Annotated in this window: 22 protein-coding genes and 3 other annotated features; of the genes, 4 read left to right on the top strand and 18 right to left on the bottom strand. The window is 39.0% G+C overall.

The features are described from left to right. Positions 1–22: 22 nt before the first annotated feature. Positions 23–574 (bottom strand): hypothetical protein, encoded by a 552-nt coding sequence (locus LAV82_RS14865; RefSeq protein WP_057273470.1) that lies wholly within the window; start codon positions 572–574, stop codon positions 23–25. Between the two features lie 208 nt (positions 575–782). Here LAV82_RS14865 and LAV82_RS14860 point away from each other — a divergent pair, with 208 nt between their 5' ends. Together LAV82_RS14860 and LAV82_RS14855 are read left to right on the top strand one after the other, a co-directional pair. Then, positions 783–1,415: a spore coat protein gene (locus LAV82_RS14860; protein WP_211077925.1), complete on the top strand. Its 633-nt coding sequence runs from the start codon at positions 783–785 to the stop codon at positions 1,413–1,415. Positions 1,416–2,075: 660 nt separating this feature from the next. Next, positions 2,076–3,401 carry a hemolysin family protein gene (locus LAV82_RS14855; protein ID WP_013057688.1) on the top strand — a complete coding sequence of 442 codons (1,326 nt, stop codon included), beginning with the start codon at positions 2,076–2,078 and terminating at the stop codon, positions 3,399–3,401. A gap of 29 nt (positions 3,402–3,430) precedes the next feature. On the opposite strand, the gene LAV82_RS14850 is transcribed toward LAV82_RS14855, so the two are convergent. From LAV82_RS14850 to LAV82_RS14830, 5 genes are all read right to left on the bottom strand, one after another. Next, entirely contained in the window at positions 3,431–4,384 is a 954-nt protein-coding gene (locus LAV82_RS14850) for a sporulation protein (protein ID WP_013057689.1), read from the bottom strand. A gap of 123 nt (positions 4,385–4,507) precedes the next feature. Continuing rightward, on the bottom strand, positions 4,508–4,771 hold the full coding sequence (locus tag LAV82_RS14845) for a hypothetical protein (RefSeq protein WP_499716340.1): 264 nt from the start codon (positions 4,769–4,771) through the stop codon (positions 4,508–4,510). Positions 4,772–5,034: 263 nt separating this feature from the next. After that, a complete protein-coding gene (locus tag LAV82_RS14840) occupies positions 5,035–5,454 on the bottom strand; it encodes a CBS domain-containing protein (RefSeq protein WP_013057690.1) in 420 nt (139 codons plus the stop codon). A 340-nt stretch (positions 5,455–5,794) separates the two neighbouring features. Further along, complete coding sequence (locus LAV82_RS14835) at positions 5,795–6,766, bottom strand: extracellular catalytic domain type 1 short-chain-length polyhydroxyalkanoate depolymerase (protein WP_016764703.1); 972 nt, start codon at positions 6,764–6,766, stop codon at positions 5,795–5,797. Positions 6,767–7,132: 366 nt separating this feature from the next. Continuing rightward, positions 7,133–7,291, bottom strand: coding sequence for a hypothetical protein (locus LAV82_RS14830; protein WP_499716339.1), 159 nt, complete (start codon positions 7,289–7,291; stop codon positions 7,133–7,135). A gap of 125 nt (positions 7,292–7,416) precedes the next feature. Here LAV82_RS14830 and LAV82_RS14825 point away from each other — a divergent pair, with 125 nt between their 5' ends. Next, on the top strand, positions 7,417–8,961 hold the full coding sequence (locus tag LAV82_RS14825) for an FAD-dependent oxidoreductase (protein WP_499716337.1): 1,545 nt from the start codon (positions 7,417–7,419) through the stop codon (positions 8,959–8,961). Between the two features lie 42 nt (positions 8,962–9,003). On the opposite strand, the gene LAV82_RS14820 is transcribed toward LAV82_RS14825, so the two are convergent. The 11 genes from LAV82_RS14820 to allC all read right to left on the bottom strand — a co-directional run bounded on the left by LAV82_RS14820 (position 9,004) and on the right by allC (position 20,674). Further along, positions 9,004–9,249: a hypothetical protein gene (locus LAV82_RS14820; RefSeq protein WP_013057694.1), complete on the bottom strand. Its 246-nt coding sequence runs from the start codon at positions 9,247–9,249 to the stop codon at positions 9,004–9,006. Positions 9,250–9,390: 141 nt separating this feature from the next. Then, positions 9,391–10,662, bottom strand: a complete 1,272-nt coding sequence (gene aroA, locus LAV82_RS14815; protein WP_053487429.1) for a 3-phosphoshikimate 1-carboxyvinyltransferase — start codon at positions 10,660–10,662, stop codon at positions 9,391–9,393. A 15-nt stretch (positions 10,663–10,677) separates the two neighbouring features. Further along, positions 10,678–11,535, bottom strand: a complete 858-nt coding sequence (locus LAV82_RS14810) for a prephenate dehydrogenase (protein WP_013057696.1) — start codon at positions 11,533–11,535, stop codon at positions 10,678–10,680. 20 nt (positions 11,536–11,555) lie between these two features. Further along, positions 11,556–12,722, bottom strand: coding sequence for a chorismate synthase (gene aroC, locus LAV82_RS14805; RefSeq protein WP_013057697.1), 1,167 nt, complete (start codon positions 12,720–12,722; stop codon positions 11,556–11,558). Between the two features lie 49 nt (positions 12,723–12,771). Next, positions 12,772–12,972: a binding site (T-box leader), on the bottom strand. 6 nt (positions 12,973–12,978) lie between these two features. Then, the gene (locus LAV82_RS14800) at positions 12,979–14,052 is read right to left on the bottom strand and encodes a bifunctional 3-deoxy-7-phosphoheptulonate synthase/chorismate mutase (RefSeq protein ID WP_013057698.1); all 1,074 of its coding nucleotides are present in this window, start codon (positions 14,050–14,052) and stop codon (positions 12,979–12,981) included. Positions 14,053–14,178: 126 nt separating this feature from the next. Continuing rightward, positions 14,179–14,385: a binding site (T-box leader), on the bottom strand. A 70-nt stretch (positions 14,386–14,455) separates the two neighbouring features. Further along, positions 14,456–14,661: a binding site (T-box leader), on the bottom strand. Positions 14,662–14,861: 200 nt separating this feature from the next. Continuing rightward, positions 14,862–15,320, bottom strand: a complete 459-nt coding sequence (locus tag LAV82_RS14795) for a GNAT family N-acetyltransferase (RefSeq protein WP_211077919.1) — start codon at positions 15,318–15,320, stop codon at positions 14,862–14,864. Positions 15,321–15,379: 59 nt separating this feature from the next. Then, positions 15,380–15,910 carry a chromate transporter gene (locus LAV82_RS14790; protein ID WP_013057700.1) on the bottom strand — a complete coding sequence of 177 codons (531 nt, stop codon included), beginning with the start codon at positions 15,908–15,910 and terminating at the stop codon, positions 15,380–15,382. Further along, positions 15,907–16,491, bottom strand: coding sequence for a chromate transporter (locus tag LAV82_RS14785; RefSeq protein WP_499716336.1), 585 nt, complete (start codon positions 16,489–16,491; stop codon positions 15,907–15,909). The genes LAV82_RS14790 and LAV82_RS14785 overlap by 4 nt, the downstream gene beginning before the upstream one ends. A gap of 24 nt (positions 16,492–16,515) precedes the next feature. Continuing rightward, a complete protein-coding gene (gene ggt, locus LAV82_RS14780; protein WP_057273475.1) occupies positions 16,516–18,126 on the bottom strand; it encodes a gamma-glutamyltransferase in 1,611 nt (536 codons plus the stop codon). A gap of 43 nt (positions 18,127–18,169) precedes the next feature. Continuing rightward, positions 18,170–19,420 (bottom strand): pyridoxal-phosphate-dependent aminotransferase family protein, encoded by a 1,251-nt coding sequence (locus LAV82_RS14775; protein WP_499716335.1) that lies wholly within the window; start codon positions 19,418–19,420, stop codon positions 18,170–18,172. Between the two features lie 12 nt (positions 19,421–19,432). Continuing rightward, positions 19,433–20,674: an allantoate deiminase gene (gene allC / locus LAV82_RS14770; protein WP_244856579.1), complete on the bottom strand. Its 1,242-nt coding sequence runs from the start codon at positions 20,672–20,674 to the stop codon at positions 19,433–19,435. Positions 20,675–20,980: 306 nt separating this feature from the next. Between allC and LAV82_RS14765 the strand changes: the two genes are divergently transcribed. Further along, positions 20,981–22,564 carry a PucR family transcriptional regulator gene (locus tag LAV82_RS14765; protein ID WP_211077916.1) on the top strand — a complete coding sequence of 528 codons (1,584 nt, stop codon included), beginning with the start codon at positions 20,981–20,983 and terminating at the stop codon, positions 22,562–22,564. Positions 22,565–22,628: 64 nt separating this feature from the next. On the opposite strand, the gene LAV82_RS14760 is transcribed toward LAV82_RS14765, so the two are convergent. Continuing rightward, positions 22,629–22,943, bottom strand: a complete 315-nt coding sequence (locus tag LAV82_RS14760) for an MTH1187 family thiamine-binding protein (protein WP_013057706.1) — start codon at positions 22,941–22,943, stop codon at positions 22,629–22,631. Positions 22,944–23,028: the final 85 nt, after the last annotated feature.

Below are 23,028 nucleotides of genomic sequence, written 5' to 3'. Positions count from 1 at the left end.
AAAGAGCCTAAGCAGCTCTTTTTTACGTTTGTTGATTTACTTTTTTTTGTCTTTGCAGCCACATAAAAAAAGACATATCATCGTGAATGTCATCTTCTAGTACAGCCTTATAGACATGATCACTCGTATAATAGCGATTATATCCGCTTTGCTGCTTGAAAAATAAAATGCATTCCCGCTTCTTTTCAGTGAGAAGTGATTTTAATAACTCTTGTTTCTCAACTTTGCCTTTCACGATATTTTCTGGAAGCACGGAAATATCAAGCTTCCACTCTTCTCCCTTCTGAATCATATACAGACTCCACTGGTACTTATCTTTTTCATTAGCAAATATCATCTTATAAGGGTTAAAACGCTTTGTAAGCTGATACCCCATGTGAAAAATAGATTCTTCATCCATTTCATCATTTCCTACGTAAAAATTAATGATGCGATTTGTCATGACATTTAACTCAAAACTTTCCCCTGAGAGAGGACAACCGTATTCTCTTAACAGATCCAATAAATGATTGGATACCACCAGTTGATTTGCTTCGTGTTTTAATTCACTTGAGTATGACAGCAGCTCATTCATGTTTTTTGATTCCCCTATCTATAGATCGTGAATTGTTATTGATATTCGCTTTTTTTTCATAAAACCCTTTCACTTTTACCTTTTAATTAAAGAACTAGTTGTAAATTAAGTTATGTAGAGCAACATTTTATGAATAAATCAAGTTTGAGTATAAAACCTGAAGAAGTTTAAAGACTATAGTCGATACCGATTTTAAGGAGGACTTAGTATGAATAATCACGAATTTCCTACAAACATGCAAACTGGAGCTGTACCCCCTCAATTGAACCATGGAGGGCATGAACTATTTGACGTTCATGAAACACTTGCCGGCTCGATTAATGTAATGGATCAGTTTATGATGTTTAGGCAATATGTAAAAGAACAAGAGCTGCTTGATATCATTGATCGGCAATATCAGTTTATTTTAAATGAATATAATTTAATCGTAGAAGCTTTTTCTACTGGTCAAAAGCCGGCCGATTCTACACATGTATATAACATGAAGCAGTCTCATACCTTTGTTTATGGCTTAAAGCCTTCGCAGCCTAAAAAGCCGAATCAGTCCGTTGAGGAAATCAATGAAAAAGGCATATCAGGTCATATGCTAGGTCTAGTTAAGTCTCAAGCATCTCTTTTAACCATGACCGCTTTAGAAATAACAAATCCTGTTGTTCGCCGAATATTCGGAGACAGTGTTCCTAATTGGATTGAAATGGCTTATGAAATTTCTCTTTATCAAAATAAACACCATTATTATCAAGTGCCGCAGCTTGCAAAAGAAGATATGCAGCAAATGATCACAAGTTTTGCAAAAGCTACTGCCTCTCCTCAGATGCCTAATAACCATAAGCTGCATTAATTAAAAAGAGGCTGGTACAAACGTATTTTAGTTGAAGGAAGATCCGAACGATTCATCGTTCGGATCTTTTCATTGGTATGGTGAATATAGGTTTAATGTTAATATGTTTGGAGTTGCTTCTAGCTGTTGATTGGAGGGAAAGCGTAGCCTTGCCCGGAAATCAACAGCAGTGTTACCAAACGACCCATACTAGATCATTTACTCAGTTTATTCGTCTTTAGATTGTATTGATTTTGTTATATCTCAATCTCGTTTTGTGTGTATATTTCAGAAAATGACAAAAAACTATGCATTTTGAATTATTTTCTGAATATTTGTAGTATTTTGATTAATTATGTATTATAATACAATTAACTAATAGAAAGGAGTGAGAGATGCATCATATATACTCGGATTACAGTTAAAGGAGGTGTCATAACACACTCGCAATACGTTTGCTAAAAGTCAGTTGAACTGTAGAACCGATATGTGATAGACCATGATGGTAAAGTTAAGATTAATTCCCCTAAATGAACATGTAACATAATAAACTGCTTCTTTTTCTTTTTAAAGATAGAAGCAGTTTTTTTATGTGCGTTTTTCTTTTCTCGATTTAATACATGTTTTCTCCACTTTGGCTAACACTTAAGATATACATTTACGTACAAGGTGGTGACTTTGATGATCGCCGTAAAATTACTATTAGTCGCAGTTTTAATTGCATTAACTGCTTTTTTTGTAGCGACAGAATTCGCTATTGTAAAAGTAAGAAGTTCAAAAATCAATCAGCTTCTAGAAGAAGGACATAAAAAAGCTGTATCTGCCAAACACGTTATTACGCATCTAGATGAATATCTATCCGCTTGTCAGCTTGGTATCACCATCACGGCTCTCGGGCTTGGTTGGCTTGGTGAACCAACGCTAGATCGGTTGCTTCACCCTCTTTTTACTACCTTCCATACGAATGAACCGCTTGCTGGTATTTTATCTTTTGTCATTGCATTTGTTGTTATTACTTTTTTACATGTTGTCTTGGGGGAATTAGCTCCTAAAACGTTTGCTATTCAAATGGCTGAACAAATTACGCTGAACTTTGCAAAACCGATTATCGTGTTTTACAAACTTATGTATCCGTTCATTAAAATATTAAACGGATCAGCTCGTATGTTGACCAAGATTTTTGGTATAACGATGATTTCAGAAAATGAAGCTGCTCATAGTGAAGAAGAGCTGCGCATTTTGTTATCTGAGAGCTTCGAAGGCGGTGAAATCAATCAATCCGAATATCGATATATGAGCAAAATTTTTGATTTTGACGATCGTTTAGCTAAAGAAGTAATGGTCCCTCGTACGGAAATTGTGAGTGCTTCCAAAGACGACGTCGTAGAGGTTTTTTTGCAAATCGCAAATGTCGAAAAATATACGCGCTATCCAATTGTTGAAGATGGGGATAAAGATAAAGTAATCGGTCTCGTTAATATCAAAGAAATTTATAATGATATTGTATTCAACGAAAAAGACGGCACCAATACGTTAGAGTCATACGTCAAGCCTATTTTTAAAGTAATTGAAACCGTACCCATTCATGACTTGCTTGTAAAGATGCAAAAAGAACGTATTCAAATGGCTATTCTTTTTGATGAGTATGGCGGAACGGCTGGGCTTGTTACAGTAGAAGATATTATTGAAGAAATTGTGGGAGAAATTCGAGATGAGTTTGATACGGACGAAATTCCTTATGTACAAAAAATTAAAGACGACCATTATATTCTTGACGGAAAAATGCTCATTAGCCAAGTAAATGATTTACTCGGTACGGATATTAGCGACGAAGAAGTAGATACCATTGCCGGGTGGGTGTTAACCGAAAAGTTTGATGTGACCAAAAATGATATCATTCAGCATGAGCAATTTTACTTTAAAGTTCTGATTATAGAGGATTTTCACATTAAGTATATAGAAGTAAAAAAAAGAAAGAAGAAAGAAAAAAAGGATGATCATCATTAATCATCCTTTTTATTTATTCAAAATCCCTTTTACCAATCGTCTCCTCCATCAAAAAAATCTCCATCCAACAGATCCTCCCCGGCTTCTTCAATATCTTCTCCAATTTCACCAAGCGCCGAGTCTTCAAACATATCATCCATCAAATTCTCAATGAGCAGTCCGCCTAACATACCGGCTGCAAAGCCTCCCATTGCTCCTCCTAACCCGCTCATACGTGGGTGGTGTGAATGCTGATCATAGTGAGAAGGCTTATAATACTCATAGTCTCGAGGATTTTCCATCATCTCTTCCATCGCTTCTTCCAGCAAACGAGCGATAGTAGATGGCTGGCTTAGTTCATCATTTGTAAAAAAGAGTTCATTTTTTATTTCCCTCTCTCGGCCGAAAGAAGGCAAATCTAGCTCCAACAGCACGCGGATACCTTTTCGTTCAATGGCTACCTCAAACTCAACCTCATTTACATATCCCTTTAAGAAGTCTGTAGGAAATAATGAAAATTCTTGTTTGTATCCGTTAAATTTTCCTGAATGATGTTTTTCTCTAAACCCAAGTGCTTCAAAGCCCTCTACTAGCTGATATAAGCTTTTTGGAGCTTTAATGCGCACAGGGTCCCGGTCTGTTGAGTCTACTCCCCCTTCAATATCTAAGTGTGTCTTAAAGAAATAGCTAACGTTGCTCGCAGAGATTGGAAGATCCAAAGGTAAATGATATGTAAATGGAATTTCTTTTTTCTCGCCTTCATTAATTGTAAATGAAGAAGCTGCGCGCAGGCTTTCCACACGATGTGTATGCATTTGACCGCTTTTCATTTGAACTTCAAGCCAAAATTCAACATCAATTAAATTAATATGTTGCTGAACGTTTCCACCTTGGATGATAATAGCTCCTTCAATTACATGACCGAGCGTATAGGCCGTTTCATTTAGTCGTAAATCTACTTTGGCAGCTCCAACTCCAATTTTAGCAAACATTTTTTTAAACATTTTTTTTCCTCCTCCAAAATGCTCTTACTATATATACGAAGTATACCGTTTATAAGTTTCAACTTACAAAAAAAGAACTCAATTTCTTGAGTTCTTTCTGCTAAATCAACGCTTCATTTTAATTCAATTATTTATTAAATTAAAACACCCAGCCCCAACAGCAGCGACGTCTTTTACAACCCCCGTGATTACCGCCATGGCTACCGCCGTGGTTACCGCCGTGACCTCCGCCATGGTTGCCACCATGATCTCCGCCATGGTTACCGTCGTGACCTCCGCCATGGTTGCCATCATGATGGCATTTTTTGTGTCCAGAACGATGATCATCATCATGTTTAGGACAATGATCGTTATGCTTATAATCGTTATGACAGCATTTTCCTTCATGACTACTTCTTGGATCATAGCCAGAAGTTTTGTAATAATACTGATTAGAACACCCGCAACACTTCTTTTTATTGTTGTAACTCACATAAACCATCCTTATCTATAAATAAGATTTATATAGGCAATTTTATACCTATATATAAATAGATTATGTAAACTAGTACAAGGAAGTGCATTGCTGTGGGCCATGACCTAAGCCTGTTTTTAGGAGTATGTACGGGGGAGATAAGACAAGAAAAAAAGCCATCTAGAGATGGCTTTTTTTATATTTGATTTTTCACTTTACTTGCGCTTTCTGCATAAAACTCTAGAATTTCTCTTCTTCTCACAATTCCAATAAATACCCCTTGATCATCCGTTACAGGAACAAAATTTTGGTCAATTGCCTTTGAAAGGATGTTTTGAACTTCATCATATATAGCAACTGGGTTATAATCTTGATAGCGGTCAATCTCTGTTAATTTAATATTTTCCGTATCTTGAAAGCGATAGTCTCCTAGGCTTTTTAACTTCCAAAGAAGATCTCCTTCAGTAAGAACGCCCACATATTTACCATCATCGTCAACCAGCGGAACTGTAGAATAGCGATGATACTCCATTTTTTCAAGAGCCTGTCTTAATGTGGATTGAATATTTAGTGTTACAACATCACTTTTTGGTACTAAGAAAAATGCAATATTCATTTTTTAATCTCCTTTTCCTTACCCGCTCATCTTACAATTTCTATTTATTTTTTCAGTTTTCGGCTTATTTTAATGTTTTAATCATGCAAAATGCAGCTCGCAGTTATCTTACATTTACAACTATAAGCTGTCAATCCTAAGCTATGTAATTTTGGCTTCTTATTTTCTTTATTACAGTACCCGTTTTCTAAATAATCAAATCCTAATTTTTAGAAAAACACGTCTAGTTAAAATAATGGCTCCTGCAGCTGCTTCTTTATATTAATAAGGGCCGGAAGAGCTACTTTCAGCTCTTCTTCTCTGCGATAAGAACGCAACTGAACCTCATTATATGCTCTGTTTATACTTTTTGACTCATGAAAAAGTCCCACATGATTCGACTAGCGTTGGGGCCTTTAGGGTCTGTATAGCTGCCGGCTGAATTCCCTCCTGACCATGCATGCCCCATTCCATTGATAATATATTTATCAATAGCCAATTCTCCCTTACTGCTTTCGTAGCGATATGTTGTATAATCCCGTCCAAAGAGAATTTTTTCTTCTCTCGTTTTAACCGGGCTATCTTGAATCCATCCATCTATTCTTCCGTTATAAGCAAGATTATTCGTTGTAATCCACTGGTGAACCACTTGATCTGCATTGGCTACATTTACCGTAGAATCAGCGTTACCATGAAATACAATGAGCGGCAGTGGCTTTGCCCGTTTTCCCATTTGCTGATAAGCAATTCTTCCTTGTTTAACGGGGGAAGGACCTTTACTGGCCATGACAGAATACGCATTAAATACGTTAAGAGCCGCCTGATATTCGATACCTGCTGACACACCTATTCCAGCAAACAGTTCTGGATACGTTACCCCCATAACGATGCTCATTGCTCCTCCTGCTGACAGACCGGCGATAAACACTTTATTTTTCTGAATAAAGTGCATGTTTTGGACTTTTTTTACAATCCCTGCAATAATAGCTGGCTCGCCAAACCCTCTAATTTGATGAAGAGGTTCAAACCAGTTCCAGCATTTATTCATATTTGAGTTAGAAGACTGCTGTGGATATACGACAATAAATTCCTTTTCGTCGGCGAGCTCATTCATTTGCGTGCCTATCGCAAAATCATCTGCATTTTGTGTACATCCATGCAGCATAACCATTAGTGGGTAAGATTTTAAAATATGATAGGATTTAGGTAAATAGACCTTGAATTTTTTCCCTTTATGAGTATATGTTTTAAATGATTCAGATGACGCTTCTTGTTGTTCACTTGAAGACACAAGCGTTGACGTATTTATAACATTAGGTAGTGAACCCAACATGGTACCCCTCCTCTTTTTGTCAACGTTTTCATTTTTCTTCCCAATTACGTCCTGTATTACAATACTACATATTATTTCGTTTTTTTGCACGTTCTACATACTCTAAGAGTACAACTTGTTTTGGTTTTAAGCCGTTTTTTACCTTCTTAAAATTTGGGATTTTTTTGCTATATATATACTTTATTACTATATATGAAAATTGTCACTATAATCATGAAAAAAGGACAAACATGCCGTTTGCCCTTTTATTTGGACCTTGATGTTTAAATACCTTTTGCCGAATTAAGCCTCTATACTTTTATTATATGATGCTCCCTATCATTTATATGAATTTATTGCTCTTGATGTTTAAATCTGTAACCTTTACTATTTCATACTTTGCTTTTTATTCACCAATCCTTTCGTAGCAAATGGCAAGGTGCAGGTGCGGAAGCCACGTTGAAAAAGAAGAATCTTGAAGAACAAATATTTTCGTTTAACCTCTGCTTCGTTCGCAACAATCGTACAAAGGCTGATTGTAATCACTCTTTCCCCTCCTTTGCTTAAATAGGTATAGCAAAGAGATGCTATTAGAGTAGATTCCTTTATTTTGCATACATTTTTTAGAAAACTATGGTAAAAATAAGACTTATCATATGGAGGTGAATAAATTGGCAAATATCCCAAAGGATACTGAGCCCTACTGGCGCGATCATTTAAAGTTTCCAACATACCCATCTCTTTCAGAAAATCGAAAAGTTGATGTTGTAGTAGTAGGAGGCGGTATTAGCGGTATTACAACAGCTTATTTATTACAAAAAGAAGGACTGAACGTGGCGTTAATTGAAGCTGATAATATTTTAAATGGTACAACCGGTCACACAACAGCAAAGATTACAGCTCAGCATGACGTTATCTACGATGAACTGCTTTCACATATTGGCGAAGAAAAAACGCTGCTGTATTATAAAGCAAACGAACAAGCTCTGCAGTTTATGAAAAACTTAATTCAAACGGAGAACATTGACTGTGACTTTTCGGTACAAGCTGCTTACTTATATGGAGAAACGCTGGAGTTTGATCATCGAGTTCGTAAAGAATTTCGAGCCTATCAGCGATTACATATTCCATGTGAATTTGCAACAGAGCTTCCTTTTAATTTTGATATTAGGGCAGCAGCTATTATGAAAGATCAAGCTCAGTTTCATCCGTTAAAATATCTGCTTCATTTAGTAAAAAAATTCACAGAAAGCGGCGGATTGATTTTTGAAAACACCGTAGCAACGGACGTAGAAGAAAGCACATCGCCCACCGTTGTCACAAGAGACGGACATCGAATTTCTTGCAAATACGTAGTGGCGTGTTCACACTTTCCATTTTATGATGGAGCGGGCTTTTACTATACGCGCATGTATGCCAAACGTTCGTATGTGTTAGCAGCAAAAGTTGAACAAGCTTACCCTGGAGGCATGTATTTAAGTGCTGATCAGCCTACTCATTCGCTGCGTTCAACAAAAGTTGACGGAGAAGAACTCATCTTAATTGGTGGAGAAGGCCACAAAGCTGGACAAGGAATTAATACTATGTTCCACTATGAGTCCCTTCAGAGGTTCGCTGAAGAAAATTTTAATGTTCAACATTTTCGTTATAAATGGTCTGCACAAGATTTATTTACGCTTGATAAAATTCCATATATCGGTCCCATTAAAGAAAGCAAGCCAAATATCTTTATTGCCACCGGATTTAAAAAATGGGGAATGACTCATAGTACCATTGCAGCACATATTATTCGAGATGCAATAACCGGAAAAGACAACCCATATGCAGAGTTGTATAATCCATCTCGTTTTTATGCAGACCCTAGCCTTAAGCATTTCTTTCGTCAAAATCTTGATGTGGCTGAACACTTTATTACCGGTAAGTTTTCAATGCCTGAAAAAGGACTGGATCAGCTCCAAAATGATGAAGGGTCGGTCGTATATGTAAACAGCAAACGTACAGGGGCTTATAAAGACCCTCAAGGGAAGCTTCACTGCGTCGATACTACATGCACGCACTTAGGATGTGAAGTGAATTGGAACGCTGGTGACCGCACGTGGGACTGCCCTTGTCACGGTTCTCGTTTCTCTTACGACGGATCTGTGGTAGAAGGCCCTGCTAAAAAGCCGCTTACGCCAGTGGATGTCAATTCAAGCGATAAAAAAAGCACGCCGTAGGGCATGCTTTTTTTATCATTATCAATGGATTCACATTTGAGTTTACTCTTTACATCCTTCTTTTCTAAAATATCGATTATACACCAAAACCATTGCATAAATGACTAAAAAAGAAAACGTAAAGATAATTAACCTTCCAGATTCAGGGACATGATCAAGATAGTCTGTTTCAAAAAACATAACAAACATCAAAAATGGCAATAGGAACAAAAACCAAATAAAATCTCGATCCATAAACATTTTTATAAAAAATAAAATGGCCCCGATGTAGACAATCATCAAAAACATAATCATTCACCAAATTCTATTTAATACTAGAGGTGTTGTAATGATTATATCGGATTTCTCCAGCGAAATATAGAGTCATTGGTTTTAATTTTATAAATTCCTTATAACTTTCAAACTGCTATTTTAACATAATAAGGGAATTTACTGCTGTAAAGACTCTAAGTGAGCAAAAAACTGCGGGTAAGAGACGGATACCGCGTCACGATTTTCAATAATTGTTTCCCCTTCTGCAATACAAGAGGCAACAGCGAGCATCATACCGATACGGTGATCTCCGTGGCTGTTTACATTTGCTCCGTGAAGTTTTGTACCTCCGTGAATAATCATTCCATCTTCCGTTGCTTCAATGTTAGCTCCCATTTTGGTTAACTCATTCACTACCGTATCAATACGGTTTGTTTCTTTGACTTTTAACTCTGCAGCATCTTTAATAACCGTGATTCCTTCTGCCTGTGTGGCAGCTAGTGCAATAATTGGGATTTCGTCAATTAGGCGTGGAATTAAGTCTCCGCCTACTTCTGTACCTTTTAAGTGAGAAGCTTCTACAACTAAATCTGCATAGGGTTCCGCTGTTTCTTTTGTTTCTTTGACTGTCTCGATCGAAGCGCCCATATTTGAAAGCACATCTAAAATACCCGTTCGAGTCGGATTCATCCCAACTTTTTGAATTTCAATGCGGCTGTTTGCAATAATAGCCCCCGCTACTAAAAAGAATGCAGCTGACGAAATATCACCAGGCACTTCTACATGCGTTCCTCTTAACGTTTGACCGCCTTCAATTGAAACCGTTAAGCCTTCTTCTTCGACTTTAACACCAAATGCCTCTAGCATACGTTCTGTATGATCACGTGATTTCGCCGGTTCCGTTACAGAAGTTGTTCCTTCCGCCTGCAGTCCAGCAAGTAAAATAGCTGATTTTACTTGTGCGCTTGCAACGGGAGATGTATAGTGTATACCTTTTGCTTGCCCACCTCGAATAACAAGCGGTGTAAAATTAGCATCTTTTCGACCGTCTAAATGAATATTCATATCACGAAGCGGACCGGTCACACGCTTCATGGGGCGTTTGGCAATGGATTCGTCTCCAATCAATGTTGAATGAAAGGGTGTATTTGCTAAAATTCCCATCATAAGGCGAATCGTTGTGCCCGAATTTCCAACATCTAAAATATCAGATGGCTCTTTTAGAGCTTGTATCCCTTTTCCTTTGACTACGACGCTTTGTTCATCAATCATTTGAATATCTACACCTAGTTTTTGAAAGCAGGAAATGGTGCTAAGGCAATCGTCACCTGGCAAAAACCCGTTAATCGTTGTTGTTCCTTCTGCGATTGAACCAAACATAACGGAACGGTGAGAAATGGATTTATCTCCTGGAATTTGAATCGTTCCTCGTAAAGCTTTTACTGTCACAATATGTCTCTCCTTTTATGCGTGAAGCGAATCACGAAATTCTTTGGCATCTGAAAAGTAATCAAATAATTCGTGACCGTCACCTTTTTCTACTAATAGTTTTACTTGTTCCATTTCTTTCATCCAGTCATCAAGCAATGTTAAAAGCATAGAACGGTTTTGTTTTAGTATATCTCTCCACATATGAGGATTGCTTGAAGCAATTCTCGTAATATCTCGAAAACCGCCTGCTGCCATTTCCGTGACAAGATGATTCTGTGCTGAATATCCTTTTACTTGTCTTACAAGACTTGTCGCAATCACATGAGGTAAATGACTGACAACTCCAGTGATTTGGTCATGAGTAGCTGCATCAAGCGGTACAAATTGTGCACCTGTAGGCTCTAGCAAATGCATAAGCGCATCTATTTTTTCTTTTTGCTCATTTTCAAACGGCGTTAAAATATAGCGCGCCGAACAAAATAAATCCGCTCGTGCATTGACTGCACCGCTCGTATGAGAACCAGCCATCGGATGCCCCCCAATAAATGAAATACGTTTCTTATTCAGCGCTTCGGCTGCTTTCATAATTTCACCTTTGGTACTTCCGACATCCGTTACGATAACCGTTTCTTTAAGCTTCCAAGTAGAAAGGTCGTGTATCCATGCTGTCGTGTACTCTACTGGAGTAGCAAGCACGATATAATCTGCTTGGGCTGCTTCTGTTTTTATATCTTCAGCTACATAATCAACGATACCTAGCTGGTTGGCTACTTGTACTTCATTTGTATTGATATCAGCTCCAACGACTGTGACGTGACGATGCTTCTTCATAGCTAGCGCTAATGATCCTCCAATAAGGCCGACGCCAATAAGTAATACACGTGTTTTCACCTTTCATTCTCCTCTATTCATTAAAATTGCTTTGCGTATTCTTCATGTTTTTTTACGTTTTCTTGAATTAACTGAATTCGATCTGCCCCAAATTGATCGATAATAGCAGATGCTAGTTCCCAAGCAATCACTGATTCTGCTACAACCGCTGCCGCCGGTACTGCACAGCTGTCTGAACGTTCAATACTTGCAGCAAATGGCTCTTTTGTATCAATATCTACACTTTGCAGCGGCTTGTATAAGGTAGGAATAGGTTTCATGACGCCTCGCACAACAATCGGCATCCCTGTTGTCATGCCTCCTTCTAAACCTCCTGCATTGTTCGTTTTACGCGTATAGCCGTTTTGTTCATCCCATAGAATTTCATCATGGACTTCGCTTCCCGGTCTGCGAGCTGCTTCAAAGCCTACGCCGATTTCAACGCCTTTAAACGCGTTAATGCTCATAATAGCAGCAGCTAGCTTTGAATCTAACTTACGATCATAGTGCACGTAACTTCCCACTGCAGTAGGCATTCCTTCTACTACTACTTCCACTACGCCACCAATGCTGTCTCCATTTTCTTTTGCATCATCGATTGCTTTCATCATCTTCTGTCCCGCTTCTTCATCTAAACAGCGAACAGGTGACGCTTCTGTTTTTTCCTGAAGTTCTGTCAGTGACTCATATGCCGTTTTTTCAGCTTTCACACCGCCGATTTCAAGCACGTGACACGCAATATTTACGCCTACAGCTTTTAGTACTTGTTTGGCAACTGCGCCTGTGGCTACTCGCACCGTCGTTTCACGAGCAGATGAACGTTCCAATACGTTTCGCATATCTCTGTGACCGTATTTAATCGCTCCATTTAAATCCGCATGACCTGGACGAGGTTTTGTAATTTGTCGCTTTACTTCTTCATCATGATCAACTGGATCAGCACCCATAATATTTCTCCAGTGAGTAAAATCTTTGTTTTCAACGACTAAAGCAATGGGTGAACCAAGCGTCTCACCGTGGCGAACCCCGCCTTTAATCTGAACTTGATCTTTTTCAATCTGCATGCGGCGTCCGCGCCCATGTCCCTTTTGTCTTCTTGCTAAATCTTCATTAATATGTTCGGCTGTTAATTCAAGCCCTGCCGGTACTCCTTCAATAATCGCTGTTAATTGAGGTCCGTGCGATTCTCCTGCTGTTAAATATCTCATATTATCGATTCCTTTCTGTTATAAAAAATAAAAAAACTCGCCCCTATGTCATAGGGACGAGTTTTTCTCGCGATACCACCCTAGTTGCAAACATTGCTTGCCACCTCGAATTGTTAACGATCTGCTGACCGCTCTGTAAAAGAGTACTCAAAGAGTGTAATTCGCTCACATTTGTGTACTGACTTCCACCAACCGTCAGCTCTCTGAGACAGGGAAATGTTTGCTACTAGTTTCTTATCACTGTATCACTATGAAATTAAGATAATTTTACTGCTGCACCTTTTAATTCTTCCATGAATTTGTGGAATTCAGGAATGTTCATTTGCTGTGCTGAATCTGATAGTGCTACCGCTGGGTCTGGATGAACTTCTGCCATTACAGCATCTGCGCCGATAGCAATCGCTGCTTTTGCACATGGTAATAATAAGTCTTTGCGTCCTGTTGAATGCGTTACGTCTACTACAACTGGTAAATGCGTTTCTTTTTTCAAGATTGGAACAGCTGAGATATCTAATGTGTTGCGTGTTGCACGTTCGTATGTGCGGATACCGCGTTCACAAAGAATAATGTTTCCATTTCCGCGAGACATAATGTATTCAGCAGCGTTAATGAATTCTTCAATTGTTGCTGCCAATCCACGTTTTAAAAGAATCGGTTTGTCTACAGAACCTGCAGCTTTTAATAGCTCGAAGTTTTGCATGTTACGTGCACCAATTTGAATCACATCTACGTAGTCTAGAGCCGTTTCAATATCTTGAGGAGAAACAATTTCACTGATAATTGATAGGCCTAGCTCATCGCCTACTTGACGTAAGATTTTTAACCCTTCCACTCCAAGACCTTGGAAATCGTAAGGTGATGTACGTGGTTTGAACGCTCCGCCGCGCATTAACGTAATGCCTTGTTCTTTAAGGGCTAAGCCCACTTCTTTTACTTGTTCGTAGCTTTCTACTGCACATGGTCCCATTACAAATTCTAAGTTTCCAGGTCCTACTTTTGTACCGTTGATGTCAACGATTGTATCTTCAGATTTCTTTTTACGAGATACAAGAAGTGCTTTGCGGTGATCGTCTTCTTGAAGCTCTAAGCTTGCTTTGAAAATTTCTTTGAAAATATGCTGAATTGTTGAAGCTTCGAATGGTCCATTATGGTTAGCTAAGATTTGATCTAACGATTTACGTTCACGCACTGGATCAAAGCGATTCACACCTTGTGTACCTTTTACTTTTCCGATTTCTTGTGCGATTTCACCGCGTTTATTTAATAATTCTAAAATTTCTAAATTTATTTCGTCGATTTGTCCTCGTAATTGTTCTAGTGATTTTGTCATTTTAAAAATCCTCCTTTGATTTTATAACCTTGAACGGATCTTCTCGTTTAGTTTGTATTGAAAAATCCGTTTTACACCTACACAGCCGCTTATGCGGATATACAAAAAGTCCCTACTGATTGTATCAGTAGGGACGAATTGATCGCGGTACCACCCTAATTGCAAGCATTGCTTGCCTCTTCATTAAGATAACGGCTATTGCCGCTTTTGACTATCGCCAAAAGAAAGCTCCAAGAATGTAATTCGCAATCTCTTTTGTACTGATTCGCACCAACCATCAGCTCTCTGAATACAGGGAAGATTTTGCTACTATGCTCTTTTCATCGCTTGTAATGGATATAAAATTATAATGGACCGAAATACAAAAAGTCCCTACTCACCCTTAAGATTTTTCTTAAGAGTCAGTAGGGACGAAAATTCGCGGTACCACCCTAGTTGCAAGCATTTTGCTTGCCTCTTCATTAAAATAACGGCCAGGCCGTCTTTTCCTACTCGGAAAAGATGCTCAAGGAATGTACTTCGAAAAAATTTGTGTTCTGACTCGCAGCAACCGTCAGCTCTCTGTTACAGGGAAATTTTTTCTACTAGTGCTCCTATCAACGCTCAGTATTGACTATGTATGTGTACTTGGATAATCAGTTCCGATCGTTTGAAACTGTTTGTCGCTTCCAAGTTGTGTGTAATGTTGTGTGATGTTGATTTGTATTATGAATGTTTTTTTTATCTTCGTCAACACTTTTTATCAATTTTTTTTATTTTTTAAAAACCATAGCTCCTTCAAAGCCATCTCTATCAAGAGTTTTGCTGCTCTAATTTTTTTCAAACTTGTATTCCATTTCAGATTCACATTCAATAAACCCATGTTTTTGATACAAGCTTTTTCCAGCGGGAGAAGCATTTAACCATATTCGATTTACACCACTTTTTTGGCAGTACTGCATCAAATGCTTTAAAATAGCTGAAGAGTAGCCGTGCTTTCGGTGATCAAAAGCTGTATACATGTTCATAACATATGCTTCTTTTCCTTGGAGGTTACTCGGTGAAGGCGGACGTATAAAAAAGACGATGCTTCCTGCTGATACAATTTCTCCATCCGCTTTTAAAATAGCCGTATAGCTATTTGGATTATTTATATTTGCAGTAAAATATTCTTCTGTAGCTTTTTGAAACAGCTCCTCGTTCCCGTTTAATTCTCCCAGTTCTTTCATGAGCAACATTCGCAGTTTAACCAAATCCTGAACGTTTTCTAGCGCTGCTTTTTCAACCATGACTTCCCCTCTTTTCGTCTCTTTTACACAAAAAAACTCTCATTATTTGAGAGCTTCATTTAAGCAAGAAAAACAGCTCCGTATACGAGTGCTCCGACAATAACGAACGCTGGATGCACACGTAATTTTTCCAATAAAAGAAAGCTGGCTACTACTAAAAATAAAGTTTGCCATATACCTGAATCACCGTATGAATTCATAAAAAATTCATACGCCATCAAGCCCAGTAAAATGGCGATAACGGGACGAATGTAGTTCGTCATTTTCTTAACATTTGGCGAATCTTTATACTTAAATAATATTCGAAGTAAAATAACTAAAAGTAAAACCGATGGAGCAATCGTTGCAAAAAGAGCAATCACAGAGCCTAAAATCCCTGCCTGCTGATATCCGATAAACCCCGCCATTTTTGTTGCAATCGGACCAGGAAGCGCATTTCCAATTGCCAGCATTTCACTAAACTCTTTGACGGTAAGCCAATGGTAGCGATCTACGACTTCTTTTTGAATAAGCGGAATCGACGCAGGTCCGCCTCCATAGCCTAAAATATTTGAAACAAAAAACGCCATAAATAGCTGAATATAAATCATACCGATTCCCTCTTCTGCTTGTGTTCAGCACTTTCGCTTTTTTTTCCTTTTCGTTTTAGCGGAATCCAAGCTGCCGCCATAAGAACAATAATAATGACCGCTGGATGGATATGGGCAAATTCCATTAATCCTAAGCTAATAATCAGTAAGATAATAGCTGGCGTCCACCCTAAACCAGATGTTGATTTTTTAAAAAAGTCCCACGTCATAACCGCGAGCATAACTCCCACTACAGGAACAACTGCTTTGGTCATGCCCATAACCCACGGCTGATCTTTAAATTGCGTTAAAGTTGTTAACAGCAATACCATTAAAAAAACGGTTGGAATAACGGCTGCAAATAAAGCTGTCCCGAGACCCAAAATACCGCCGACTCGATAGCCGATGTATCCAGCCAGCTTTGTAGCAATAGGCCCAGGCAGCGTATTGGCGATTGCTAACAAATCGCCAAATTCATCGTCATCCATCCATTTGTACGTATCGACCACTTCTTTTTTTACGAGTGGAATAGCTGAAGGTCCTCCTCCGTAGCCGAGCATACCTGAGCGAAAAAACGCTATAAAAATATCCAATTGTCGCATTTCTCGCGCTCCTTTCTCTGTGATCTAATAAGCAACGACCGCTCCGTCTGTTCGCGCTTCTGTGCCGCCGTATAATACGCCGGTTTGTTCATCTCTCAAAATAATCTGCCCTCTTCCAAACGTATGTCTGCTCGTAGCCACATGAATATCATGCCCTTTGCGTTCTAATGCTTCTACAATATGTGAAGGCATTTCTTTTTCCACAAGAACCTTTTTATGTTCAATCCACTGCCATCTTGGTGCATCTAAAGCTGCCTGAGGATTTAGATGAAAATCAATCATATTCATGACGACTTGCACATGTCCTTGAGGCTGCATGAATTTGCCCATTACACCGAAGGGACCTACAGCACTTTTATTCTTTGTTAAAAATCCAGGAATAATGGTATGATAGGTCCGTTTTCCTGGCTCTAATCGGTTATGGTGCTGTGGGTCTAACGAAAAATTATGCCCGCGGTTTTGCAGGCATATGCCCGTATCAGGTACGACAAGTCCTGAGCCAAAATCCATGTAATTACTTTGAATGAATGATACCATGTTTCCTTCTCCATCAGCTGTCGCTAAATAGATCGTGCCGCTATGAGACGGCTGTCCGGCTTCGGGAATAAGCGCTTTTTCACCAATCAGTCCTCTGCGCTTGTTTGCATAAGAATCATTCAACAAATCTTCAACTGCTACTGTCATTTTGTCAGCATCTGTAATGAATTTTTGTCCATCTGCAAACGCTAGCTTCATGGCTTCAATTTGCTTGTGATATGTATCGACAGAATCTTTGGCATCGAAAGAAAAGCCTTTTAGCGTATTTAAAGCTAAAAGTGCAATAAGGCCTTGGCCGTTAGGCGGAATTTCCCACACATCATATCCTCGGTAAGAAGTTGAAATTGGCTTCACCCACTCTGCTTTAAAAGCTGCTAAATCTTCTTTTGCTAAAAATCCGCCGTATTTTTTCGAAAAAGCTGCTATTTTATCAGCTAAATCCCCTCTGTAAAAAGATTCTCCATTCGTTTCGGCAATTTCAAGCAGCGTAGCAGCATGGTCCGGTGATCGCCACACTTCCCCTACTTTAGGAGCTGATCCATTGTTGGCAAACGTCTCAAACCAGTGCTTATATTCGTCACCTTTTAACGCGTGTGTAAATCGTTCAAACGCTCGTTCCCAATTGTACCCTAAAATCGGGGAGATTGGGAAGCCTTCTTGTGCATATGAAATAGCAGGCTGCAGCACTTCTTTTAACGATAGCCGCCCAAAGCGTTTTGACAGTTCTACCCACGCACTCGGGGCACCTGGGACCGTAACAGGAACAAAACCGCGAGCGGGCATCTCTTTTATCCCCATGGCACGCAGAGCCTCAATAGAGATAGAAGCAGGAGCAGGACCGCTCGCGTTGAGTCCGTATAGCTCTTCATTTATCCACACAAGAGCAAATGCGTCTCCGCCAATTCCATTTGACGTAGGCTCTACAACCGTTAAACAAGCCGCGGAGGCAATAGCAGCATCTACCGCATTGCCTCCTTTTTTCAACATTTCAAGACCCGCCTGAGCAGCAAGAGGCTGACTGGTTGCTACCATTCCGTTTTTTCCAAACGTACACGTACGCTGCGATGCATAGGGGTGTGTAAAAAAGTATTCACTCATAGAAAATCTCCTCTTTTCTTTATATGATGAATAAAACGAATCTCTACAGGCTAGACAACGCTACTTCTTCCTCGTAAACTTCTAATGCTGCTTGCAAAGCAGCACCTGCATTCACGCTTGCCCCGTTTCGAATAAGCACTGCTTCAAGACCAGCCAATGTAAATAGAACGTTGTCTTTTCGACAGCTGTATCCCATTGTACCGATACGCCATATTTTTCCGTGCATCGGCCCAAAAGAACTTGCAATTTCAATCCCAAATTGTTCAAGAAGCGTAGAACGAACTGTCTCTCCGTCAATACCTGGGGGAATTAAAACACAAGTAACGGTTGGAACTTTTGAATGCTCATTTCCGAATAACGATAATCCCATTGCTTTAATACCGGCTACAAGTGCTTTTTCATGGAGACGATGCCTTGCAAATCTTTCCTCTAATCCTTCTTCTAAAATAACGCGCAGCCCTTCCCTTAAAGCATAGAGCATGGACGTTGCTTCCGTGTGATGATTTAGCCTGCGCTCACTCCAATAGTCTTGAAGCTGACTTAAATCGAAATAGTTGCTGATAATATTCGGACGCAGACGAACAGTTTGAGCATCTGCTTTTGTTGCGATTCCTTTTTCAACTTTTTTGCGTTCCATGATAATTTTTTCAATACGATCATTGTACGTAATAGGTGCCATGCCCGACGGAACAGATAAACACTTTTGTGTACCTGCAATCAATGCGTCAATGTTCCACTCATCTACTTTTACATCCGTACCGCCAATAGTGGCTACTGCGTCGACGATAAATAAAACATCTTGGTTGCGGCATGCAGCACCAATTTCTTTAAGCCGCTGCATTCTTCCTGTAGACGTTTCACCATGAACCATTGCAACAATTTTCGGATTCACTTTTTTTATTTCATGGATAACTGTTTCAGGGTCAAACACTTCTCCCCACTCGCATTCAATATTGTGTACATCAGCTCCGTAGCGCTCGGCAATTTCCGTTAATAAATAGCCGAAGCGGCCGAAAATCGGGACAAATACTTTATCTCCAGGCTCAACTACACTTGCAAGAACTGCTTCAATCCCAGCTCTAGACGTTCCATCAACGGGAAAAGCCCATTTGTTTTTGGTTTGAAATAGTTCACGAAGCATTTCCATCGTTTCGTTCATAATGTGCGTAAATGCGGGGTCAAACTGACCTAAAATAGGTGTTCCTAATGCTCTTAATACGCGGGGATCTGCTTCTACGGGTCCGGGTGTCATAATCGTACGCGGCGGTGTATGAAGCTGTTTTGTTATAGTCATGTCAAATTCCTCCTAGTAGGCAAGTTTATATAATAGTTCTATTAAGACCTTTACTCCTTTTTCTAACTGTTCTCCTTTGGTGAATTCCTTTGGGGAATGGCTGATTCCATCTTGGCTCGGTACGAATAACAAACATGTGGGAACTCTTCGTCCGAATACCTGCGAGTCGTGTCCTGCACCGCTTACTAATTCTCGGGAGGAGATATTCTTTTCCGAGGAAATAATTTTGGAAAGTTCAGATAATTCTTCGCTCATGGCGACAGGTTTTTCATCCATCCAGCAGTCGATATTCACTTCTAAATCCCCTGCTGTTCTCTTTATAATTTCCTTCATTTCTCGTTCTGCCTCTTGTAAAACCTCATATTCATGATGTCTTATATCGACCGTAAATTCTACATATCCTGGTATTACATTCGGTGCATTTGGAGAAAGTGTAATTTTGCCAACCGTTACGTATAAAGCGTTATGATATTTTTCGCTCACTTCAATAAATGCTTTAGCAAGTTTGCAGCTCACATAAAATGCATCTTTTCTGATGTTCATCGGGGTTGTGCCCGCATGGTTACTTTCACCTTTAACAGATACTGTAAATCGTTTCTGCCCGACGATACTAGAAACAATTCCGATATCGCAACGAGACATTTCAAGCTGCTTTCCTTGTTCGATATGCAGTTCAATAAAAGAAGCGATGTCCGTGCGGTATGGCTCGCTGTGGAGGCCTTTTCCGAAATTAAGCTGTTTCATTGCGTCATCCAGCTTAACCCCTTCTTTATTTATAACATGTTTTGCATCACTTTTGCTGTGTAATCCATTCATATTACCTGATCCCCAATACGTAAGAGGAAATCTGCTACCTTCTTCTTCACAAAGTGATACGACCTCTAAGGTTTTTGTAGGGGAGCCGTAATGCGCATATAGGTACTGCAGAGCAATGATACCTGCCACAACACCAAACGCCCCGTCATACTTTCCTCCGTTTATCACGGTGTCGATATGGGATCCTGTCAAAATAACTTGTTGTTCTGAACCCGTTCCTTGCAACCGTCCAAATAAATTTCCTACATCATCGTAATACGTTTTGAGGTGAAGTCCCTTCATTTTTTCTTCCAATGCTTTTTGAGCTGCATTCCACTGTTCGGTATATAAAAGCCTCGTAACGCCTTCTTTTTCATCTAACCCAAACTGTGACAACCAGCTAACGTTTTCTTCGATTTGCTGACAAAGCTTAGATTTTCCCGTCATATCTGCAACCATTGCTATCCCTCCTGCTATCTTCATTTTAAGAAAATGACTGATTGTTTTCATTGACACTTCCTACAATGATTTAGTGTTTTTTTGGCTATTATCACTAAATATACAAAGTCTTATATACGTCACTTTTTCTAACATTATATGTTATTTATTTTATCTTACATGATTGAATACACTTCTTCATTAACAATTTATACATTTTTTTCTGAAAATTTTATTTATTTTAACCAAACTTTCTTATAAAATAAAAGATAGATAAAGATATGCGCAGGGAAATGTGAGAATTTTTAACAAAAGGAGTAATGAATAATGGAACTACAAACTCTTTTACGCATTCCAATTTATGAAAAAGCATCTGTAGTAGCCGGGCAAAAAGGAGTCACCCGCAAAGTACATAACGTCAATATGATGGACGCACCCGATATTTTATCTTTTTTAAAAGAAGGAGAATTTTTAATTACAACGGGTTATCATTTCAAAGAACATGAAGAAAGCTTAGCAAAACTTGTAGAAGGAATGGCTAAAAAGAAATGTGCAGGATTGGCCATCAAAACAAAGCGCTTTTTCGAACACGTGCCTGCTTCTATTTGTCAGCTAGCTGATGAACTTCACTTTCCGATCATCGATTTCCAAACGGACGAAACGTTAGGCGCGGTTATTAACGAATCTCTCAGCTTTATTTTAGATAAAAAAACAGCCGAGCTTCAGCAAGCGATGGTCACACATCAGCTATTTTCCTCGTACATCTTACAAGGAAAAGGCATTGAGAAAATTATGCAATCTATTCAAACGTTATGCAATGCTCACGTTGCCCTTTTTGATACCCATGGCCATGAACTCTTTTATACAAACAAACGCGAACCTTTTTCACTCCCGATGGAAGAAGCGATAGCGGGCGCTAAGCAGTTGTTTTTACGAACGTCAAAATATACAACCTTTTCCTTTTTACACACCAAAAAAACCGTTACGCTTTTTCCGATTGCTACTCATACAAGAAAGTACAGTTATTTACTTATTGAACACCAAGTTTCTTTATCCGATTCAGCGCTCCTAACGATTGAACAAGCAACAAACGTTTTATCCTTCGAAATGATGAGGCAGCAGGCTTTGTATGAAGCTGAACGGCGACGAAAAAACGATTTTTTCAATCAGCTTGTTAACAATTATTATAAAACGCTTGAAGATGCTTCCTTTCAAGCACAGATGATGGGCTTATCTGCAGGAAACAGCTATATTTGCGCCGTCGGGAAAATCCACTCTACATTCACGCCTTACAGCGATGATGATATGATCTATGAGCTCCTTCAATATGAGTTATCAGCAGGTCATACAGAGGCCGTTTTGTTTTTCTATGACAATCTTTATATTCTTTTGTTTACACCTCATTCTCAACCTATGATTATAGAATGTTTGCATCGCTTGCAGGAAGCTGTTTACCGCCACTACGATAAGCGAATGTCATTTGGAGTTGGAAACCAAAGCCAATCCCTACTTACAATCGCTGACTCATATAAAGAAGCTGTTGAAGCTCTTGAAACCATCCATTTTAAAGATCAATCGAAGCTTATTCAATTTTATCAGCCAAAACAGTTTAAAGAACTGCTGAGGTTGCTTCCAGCAAACGATTTACAAGATTACTATTCTCAAACATTAGAAGGTTTGCTGCAGTACGATAAGAAAGATCGCTCCATCTTACTTGACACGCTTGAAACATATCTAAATTCCAATTGCCAAATCTCAGAGACCGCTAAGCAGTTATTCGTTCACCGGAACACGGTGATCTATCGAATTGAAAAATGCGAAGAATTATTAAAAAGACCTATTCACACGTCAGAGGAAACCCTTCGGCTGCGCGTAGCTTTTCAAATTTTTTCTCTTGTGCATGCTAATTAAGTATAAATACAATAAAAAACGCCTGAGTGGATACTCAAGCGTTTTTTATTGTATTGCATATTATTTATTTTGCTTTTAATTTAGACTGTACTGATTGTAATTTCCCAGCCATCGTATGATTTTCTTTATCACGGCGATCATCAATTCGTAAATTTGTACATACGCGCTGAATACCATTTTCAAAAGGTACTTCATGCATCTCTTGAACAATTTTTAGCAGCGTGCTTAATTCCCCTTCAATCAATGTATTCATAGGGGTTAATTGATATGTAATTTCATCTTCATGCTTGGCCAACACTTTTTGAATATCAGCTACGTACTGACTCACGCTTGGCGTTTCCGTACCTACCGGAATAATGGTTACATCTACAATAGCCATGTTATACACTCCTTTTATTTGTTCCCTAGTTATCATACCAAATCGCGCAAAAATTTCCTACTTTTACGTTTATGTTGCATAGAAA

The organism is Bacillus sp. ILBB4, assembly GCF_035064545.1.
Lineage (GTDB): Bacteria > Bacillota > Bacilli > Bacillales > Bacillaceae_H > Priestia.
The sequence above is the reverse complement of the archived record's forward strand: the minus strand, read 5'-3'. Positions and strand labels throughout refer to the sequence as shown.

What these genes read in the sequence shown, in the direction of transcription:
- LAV82_RS14835 (WP_016764703.1), bottom strand. Translation starts at nt 6,766, where the DNA reads ATGTTGGGTTCACTACCTAATGTTATAAATACGTCAACGCTTGTGTCT.
- LAV82_RS14775 (WP_499716335.1), bottom strand. Translation starts at nt 19,420, where the DNA reads ATGACTATAACAAAACAGCTTCATACACCGCCGCGTACGATTATGACA.
- LAV82_RS14760 (WP_013057706.1), bottom strand. Translation starts at nt 22,943, where the DNA reads ATGGCTATTGTAGATGTAACCATTATTCCGGTAGGTACGGAAACGCCA.
- LAV82_RS14820 (WP_013057694.1), bottom strand. Translation starts at nt 9,249, where the DNA reads ATGTTTTTGATGATTGTCTACATCGGGGCCATTTTATTTTTTATAAAA.
- LAV82_RS14865 (WP_057273470.1), bottom strand. Translation starts at nt 574, where the DNA reads ATGAATGAGCTGCTGTCATACTCAAGTGAATTAAAACACGAAGCAAAT.
- LAV82_RS14840 (WP_013057690.1), bottom strand. Translation starts at nt 5,454, where the DNA reads ATGAATATTGCATTTTTCTTAGTACCAAAAAGTGATGTTGTAACACTA.
- allC (WP_244856579.1), bottom strand. Translation starts at nt 20,674, where the DNA reads ATGGTTGCAGATATGACGGGAAAATCTAAGCTTTGTCAGCAAATCGAA.
- LAV82_RS14850 (WP_013057689.1), bottom strand. Translation starts at nt 4,384, where the DNA reads ATGTTTAAAAAAATGTTTGCTAAAATTGGAGTTGGAGCTGCCAAAGTA.
- LAV82_RS14800 (WP_013057698.1), bottom strand. Translation starts at nt 14,052, where the DNA reads ATGACAAAATCACTAGAACAATTACGAGGACAAATCGACGAAATAAAT.
- LAV82_RS14855 (WP_013057688.1), top strand. Translation starts at nt 2,076, where the DNA reads ATGATCGCCGTAAAATTACTATTAGTCGCAGTTTTAATTGCATTAACT.
- LAV82_RS14765 (WP_211077916.1), top strand. Translation starts at nt 20,981, where the DNA reads ATGGAACTACAAACTCTTTTACGCATTCCAATTTATGAAAAAGCATCT.
- LAV82_RS14860 (WP_211077925.1), top strand. Translation starts at nt 783, where the DNA reads ATGAATAATCACGAATTTCCTACAAACATGCAAACTGGAGCTGTACCC.
- LAV82_RS14845 (WP_499716340.1), bottom strand. Translation starts at nt 4,771, where the DNA reads ATGAAGGAAAATGCTGTCATAACGATTATAAGCATAACGATCATTGTC.
- LAV82_RS14785 (WP_499716336.1), bottom strand. Translation starts at nt 16,491, where the DNA reads ATGCGACAATTGGATATTTTTATAGCGTTTTTTCGCTCAGGTATGCTC.
- aroC (WP_013057697.1), bottom strand. Translation starts at nt 12,722, where the DNA reads ATGAGATATTTAACAGCAGGAGAATCGCACGGACCTCAATTAACAGCG.
- ggt (WP_057273475.1), bottom strand. Translation starts at nt 18,126, where the DNA reads ATGAGTGAATACTTTTTTACACACCCCTATGCATCGCAGCGTACGTGT.
- LAV82_RS14790 (WP_013057700.1), bottom strand. Translation starts at nt 15,910, where the DNA reads ATGATTTATATTCAGCTATTTATGGCGTTTTTTGTTTCAAATATTTTA.
- LAV82_RS14795 (WP_211077919.1), bottom strand. Translation starts at nt 15,320, where the DNA reads ATGGTTGAAAAAGCAGCGCTAGAAAACGTTCAGGATTTGGTTAAACTG.